Origin of the sequence: Xenorhabdus sp. IM139775 (genome assembly GCF_028598745.1) — a bacterium.
In the GTDB taxonomy this organism is placed as follows: Bacteria; Pseudomonadota; Gammaproteobacteria; order Enterobacterales; family Enterobacteriaceae; genus Xenorhabdus.
Window position 1 is genome coordinate 1 of sequence record NZ_JAQRFK010000117.1, and the last position, 4,804, is coordinate 4,804.

Consider the following 4,804-nt stretch of genomic DNA (forward strand, 5'->3'; position numbering starts at 1 on the left):
CATGGAAATGTAATTCGTCAGGGATCATAACAAGGAGCAAAATAGAATGAATATAATAAACGGGTTAACGGCGGCCAAAAGCGGATTACGCTTTACGTTTCAGATAGCCGGCCTGCCTGAAACCCCCTTTGCCGTGGGGGAGTTTTCCCTTCAGGAAGGGTTATCTGAACTGTTTACCCTCAACCTGACGCTGGTTCAGTCTTTGCCAGAAAATCCCTTTAAGCCAAAGCCGGAAATTGATTTAACCACGCTGCTGATGCAGGAAGCGGTGTTACAGGTATTTAACGGGGAAACACGGCAACGCAAAATTACCGGCATCGTCTCCCATGCGGACTGGGCGGGCACCGATGGCAATAAGACGCTCTATAGCGTGACGGTTCGGCCTGCGCTCTGGCGTCTGACGCTCAATCAGGACAGCCGGATTTTCCATCAGCAGAATATCCCTGCCATCCTGAATAGCCTGTTGAAAAAGCATAAAGTCCGCGCCGATTCGAAACTCTACGATCCCCATCAGGACCGAGAATATGTGACCCAGAAGCGGGAATCGGACTATGGGTTTTTCAGCCGATTAGCAGCGGAAGAAGGCATCAGCTTCTGGTTTGAGGATGAAACGCTGTTTTTCAGCGACAGCCATCTGGGAATGACCGCCGGGCTGCCGCTGCTTTACCGGCCGCAGCCGGAAACCGCGCACGGGACTGATACCATTTATCAGGTGCGGCTGGGCGTGGGAATGAGTCCGCAACGCAGTTTTCATAAAGACTTCAACCCGGAGAACCCGCGCTATCACCTCTCCCATATGCACAGCAGCGAAGGTTTCCGCGATTTCGGCAGTAAAACCCCCTATACCGTATTTGAAAGTTACGGGCGTTTTCAAAAAGACGCGGCCGCCAAACCGTTTCTCAAATACCGCCATGAAGCACTGGATAACCAGAAAAAAACCGGCAGCGGCAACAGTAACTGCATCAAACTGATGCCGGGCAAAATTTTCGAGATAAAAAGTCACCCGCACGCCCCGCTGAATGCCCGCTGGCAAGTGGTCGGTATCAGCCACCACGGGCGTTGCCCGCAGGCACTGGGCGATAACTGTGGTGAAGGTACCACCCTCAGCAACCAGTTCAGTTTTATCGACGGCCTTGCCGACTGGCGTCCGCCGTTCCACTACAAACCGCTGGCCGCAACCGATGCGGTTTTACCGCCCCAAAGACTGTAACGAAGGTAACAGCGAAATTCCGTTTACATTGGGTGAACATTTGCTGGCAGTCTGGCTTAGTTCTCCCTATGGACTGAAAGCCTTAACCAGCGCCCTCTATAACGATTTATGGGAAAACCACGGTGCAATGGCGAAACAATGGGATCAGCCAGAAGGCAGTTTAGAACCCCGGATTGAACAGTGGTTGAGGCAAAAACTGGAAGCCGGACAACGTATTGAAAATATGTCCGGTCAGGATTACCTGCTGGCGATGGAACAAGAAAAATAACAGGAGTACTTATTTATGAGTCATACTAATTCGGTTTATTGCCCTAATTGCCCGGGAATGTTAAAGAACAAAATAGAAATTCAGCTTGTTGATGAACACAATAAACCCATTTCTAATATGCCCTATATTTTAAAAAATAGTAAAGTTGAGCGTAAGGGAATGACGGATGGAAACGGCATGATCCGAGAAGAAAAATTGCTTGCTTCTCCTTTACGTTTATTTCTCAGTGGGCAAAAACTTGCAGATGAGATGGAGACACGGCCATTACGATCATTGCGTGGTGAGTCTAATTCAACAGTAAAGCCAGATGCCGAATCCAAAGGTTGTTTTTATCGTTATGCGGTCATTGGTGAATTGTGTGACAGTGCCCCTGATATTGCAAAGTGGGAACAAGCTAAGTTTGGGCTACCTTACTACCATTTTCCGAAAGAAGATGAATTTAAAGGATTAGAGTTTTACGGTGAGGATTTTAATCAACGTCATGTGATTGAAGTATGTCCGTTTAGAGCATGGTCTTTAATCCTAAAACATACACCAAACTACGATATAGTGAATGCGTATAACCTAGGGCTCATGTCACTATTGGTGTATAAGGATGAAGTGATGGTTGACCCAGATTATCCTGATATTGATATGAGGGAATTTATTAATACTCCCGATACGATAACTTCTTTTTTCTACCAGCAATGCTTTGACTTATCAAAAGCCCCTGTTATCAATGATGCTTCCGTTTATCCCGCGATTGTAAACGATGTACCATTTAAAAAACGTTATCGACCGGCAATATTCTTGGATGTTCAACAAGTGAAAACGCCTGAAACGTTTGAGCATGATACTCAAATGTTTTTTGTTGAAAATGAAACACAAATTATTGCGGCATGGAGAGGAACGGCAAGCTTGAGAGATGCGCTGACGGACGGGACTTATCGCCCCATTCCATGCCCAGAGAATATTCTTCCCGCTGAAAAAGCCAAGGTTCATAAGGGCTTTTTAGAAGCTTATCAGTGCATGGAGAAATATTTTGAAAGTAGAATTAAACAAATCAAACAATCATCACAAGATATTAATCTTAAGAAGTTATTTATCTGCGGTCATAGTTTAGGAGGGGCACTCGCTTTATTGCATGCCACAGAGCTAAGAGATAATAACCCGCTCCTTTATACTTATGGTATGCCTCGGGTCTTCACGGGAAGTGGCGTCAAGGCCTTAACATCACTGAATCATTTCCGACATGTCAATGATGCCGATAGCGTAACGAGCGTGCCGTTTGATACCAATATGGATAACTGGTTATTTGAAGTTTATGGGCCACTCGGAACCATTTTTGGCTTTGGTTGGACTTTGGCCACATTGCCGACCATTCCAATACAAAAATATCTCCCCGAGATGGGTGAGGTCTATTATCATCAGGGAAATACCGTGAGTTTCTTTCAGGCGAGACAACTCGGTGAAGAAAAAATCCCAAGTAAGAGTGGAATAGAAAACGATTTTGTGGGTAAAAAACGTTGGCGTATGAATGGCACCTATAAGTTTTATTTAGTGCCGAGCATCGCTAATTCGTTAGATAAAGGGTTAGAGAAAGAACAACAGGAATATATGAACTCATTAAAGGAAGATCAGTCGGTTATCGATGAAATATTCCCACAATGGAATAATCCTGATTTAGATACGATTATGACGATGGCAACAGACCATTTTATGGGTAGTAAATATCAAGCCATTATCAATAATCAATTGCTCAGTTTATTAGAGTCAACGAAAACGCCGAAGCGAATAGCGTCAAGAGGGGCATTTGATGAAATCATACATCATAAAGATGCCTATCTACCTAATGCAAAACGTAACACCACTTTTATGGCACTCGAAAATAAACTGCACGATGTTTTTAAACAAGATGTTAACCAAAATGAATTATTGAAACACGCTCTTGAGCGATATAAGGAAGGCACCCATGAAATTTCTCTATAATAAAAGCGTATTATCCTCCCTACTGGCTGTGTTTTTCATACAAGGATGCGCGAGCGAATCATTCTCTCCCCCGATTAATGGGGAGAGTGTTCATTTGACGGCAACGCTGCCTGATGAGTTGGATGCCTTACCCATTTCAGCCATGTATCGTTCTAAACTTTGCCGCAAAGAACGCCGAACCGCGAATATGAAGTCCTATTCTGTGCCGGGTTTTCATCATGCCACCTACCCGCTGTCAATCGGTCATTCAAATCAGGTTGAGGTCAGTGTCCCTAAGGAGGGAGGAGGGAAGTGTGATTGGAAACTGAGTAATATCACTTTTGAAGTGAAGCTGAAAGATACGTCAACAATTGCGCCTCTTATTGACGATAATTTTGGATTTAAAACGACATTTGTTATTGATGGTAATGCACCACAAGAATTTGATGGTGGTTATATAAAAAAAACAGGGGATTTACATGAAAAAATAATTCTATTTCCCCTCCTAACAAAAAGCTTTTTAAGTGGCAATGAGAATTCATTTTACCTTATAGGGAAAGGAGATCCGTTAACGTATAAAACAGGAACGGCTAAAAAAATCAACCTAAATTACACATATATAAAACAAATGCTTTCAATTTGGACTGGTAGAAAGAACAACGACAGGCCATTTATGACATATCCTAATGGCGATATTATTTATGGCGAGGTTAGACCTGAATATAAAACGTTAATGCGTATTCTTGAATCAAGAAACAGAAAATAGACCAAGATGTAGTCATTCAGACTTAATCTGACAAGCGCCCACTTTGATTTAGTGCCTGTCAGATTAAGATATAAGGCAGGCACCCATGAAATTTCTCTATAATAAAAGCGTATTATCCTCCCTGCTTGCTGTGTTTTTCATACAAGGATGCGCGCAAAGCGGATCATTCTCTCCACCGATTAATGGCGAGCATGTTCATTTTATGGCAACTATTCCTGATGAGTTGGATGCCTTACCCATTTCAGCCATGTGTCGTTCTAAAATTTGCCGCAAAGAACGCCGAACCGCGAATATGAAGTCGTATTCTGTTCCGGGTTTTCATCATGCCACCTACCCGCTGTCAATCGTTCAGTCAAATCAAGTTGAGGTCAGTGTCCCTAAGGAGGGAGGGGGGAAGTGTGATTGGAAACTGAGTAATATTACTTTCGAAGTGAAGCTGAAAGATACGTCAACAATTGCGCCTCTTATTGAAGATAATTTTGGATTTAAAACGACATTTGTTATTGATGGTAATGCACCACAAGAATTCGATGGTGGATATATAAAAAAAACAGGTAATTTAAATGAAGAAATTACTCTGTTTCCTTTACTAAGAGAGAGGTTTTTAGGAGGG

General features: G+C 43.2%; 5 protein-coding genes. All 5 read left to right on the plus strand.

Features of this window, described 5'->3' with window-relative positions; genetic code table 11:
- Positions 1 to 46: 46 nt before the first annotated feature.
- Positions 47 to 1,210 carry a type VI secretion system tip protein TssI/VgrG gene (tssI, locus tag PSI17_RS15805; RefSeq protein ID WP_273552878.1) on the plus strand — a complete coding sequence of 388 codons (1,164 nt, stop codon included), beginning with the start codon at positions 47 to 49 and terminating at the stop codon, positions 1,208 to 1,210.
- Positions 1,182 to 1,478: a hypothetical protein gene (locus PSI17_RS15810; RefSeq protein WP_273552879.1), complete on the plus strand. Its 297-nt coding sequence runs from the start codon at positions 1,182 to 1,184 to the stop codon at positions 1,476 to 1,478. Before tssI ends, PSI17_RS15810 begins: the two co-directional genes overlap by 29 nt.
- A gap of 15 nt (positions 1,479 to 1,493) precedes the next feature.
- Entirely contained in the window at positions 1,494 to 3,446 is a 1,953-nt protein-coding gene (locus tag PSI17_RS15815) for a lipase family protein (RefSeq protein ID WP_273552880.1), read from the plus strand.
- The gene (locus tag PSI17_RS15820) at positions 3,430 to 4,191 is read left to right on the plus strand and encodes a hypothetical protein (RefSeq protein ID WP_273552881.1); all 762 of its coding nucleotides are present in this window, start codon (positions 3,430 to 3,432) and stop codon (positions 4,189 to 4,191) included. Before PSI17_RS15815 ends, PSI17_RS15820 begins: the two co-directional genes overlap by 17 nt.
- A gap of 85 nt (positions 4,192 to 4,276) precedes the next feature.
- Positions 4,277 to 4,804 (plus strand): hypothetical protein (locus PSI17_RS15825; protein WP_273552882.1); only part of this gene is annotated, 528 nt, incomplete at its 3' end.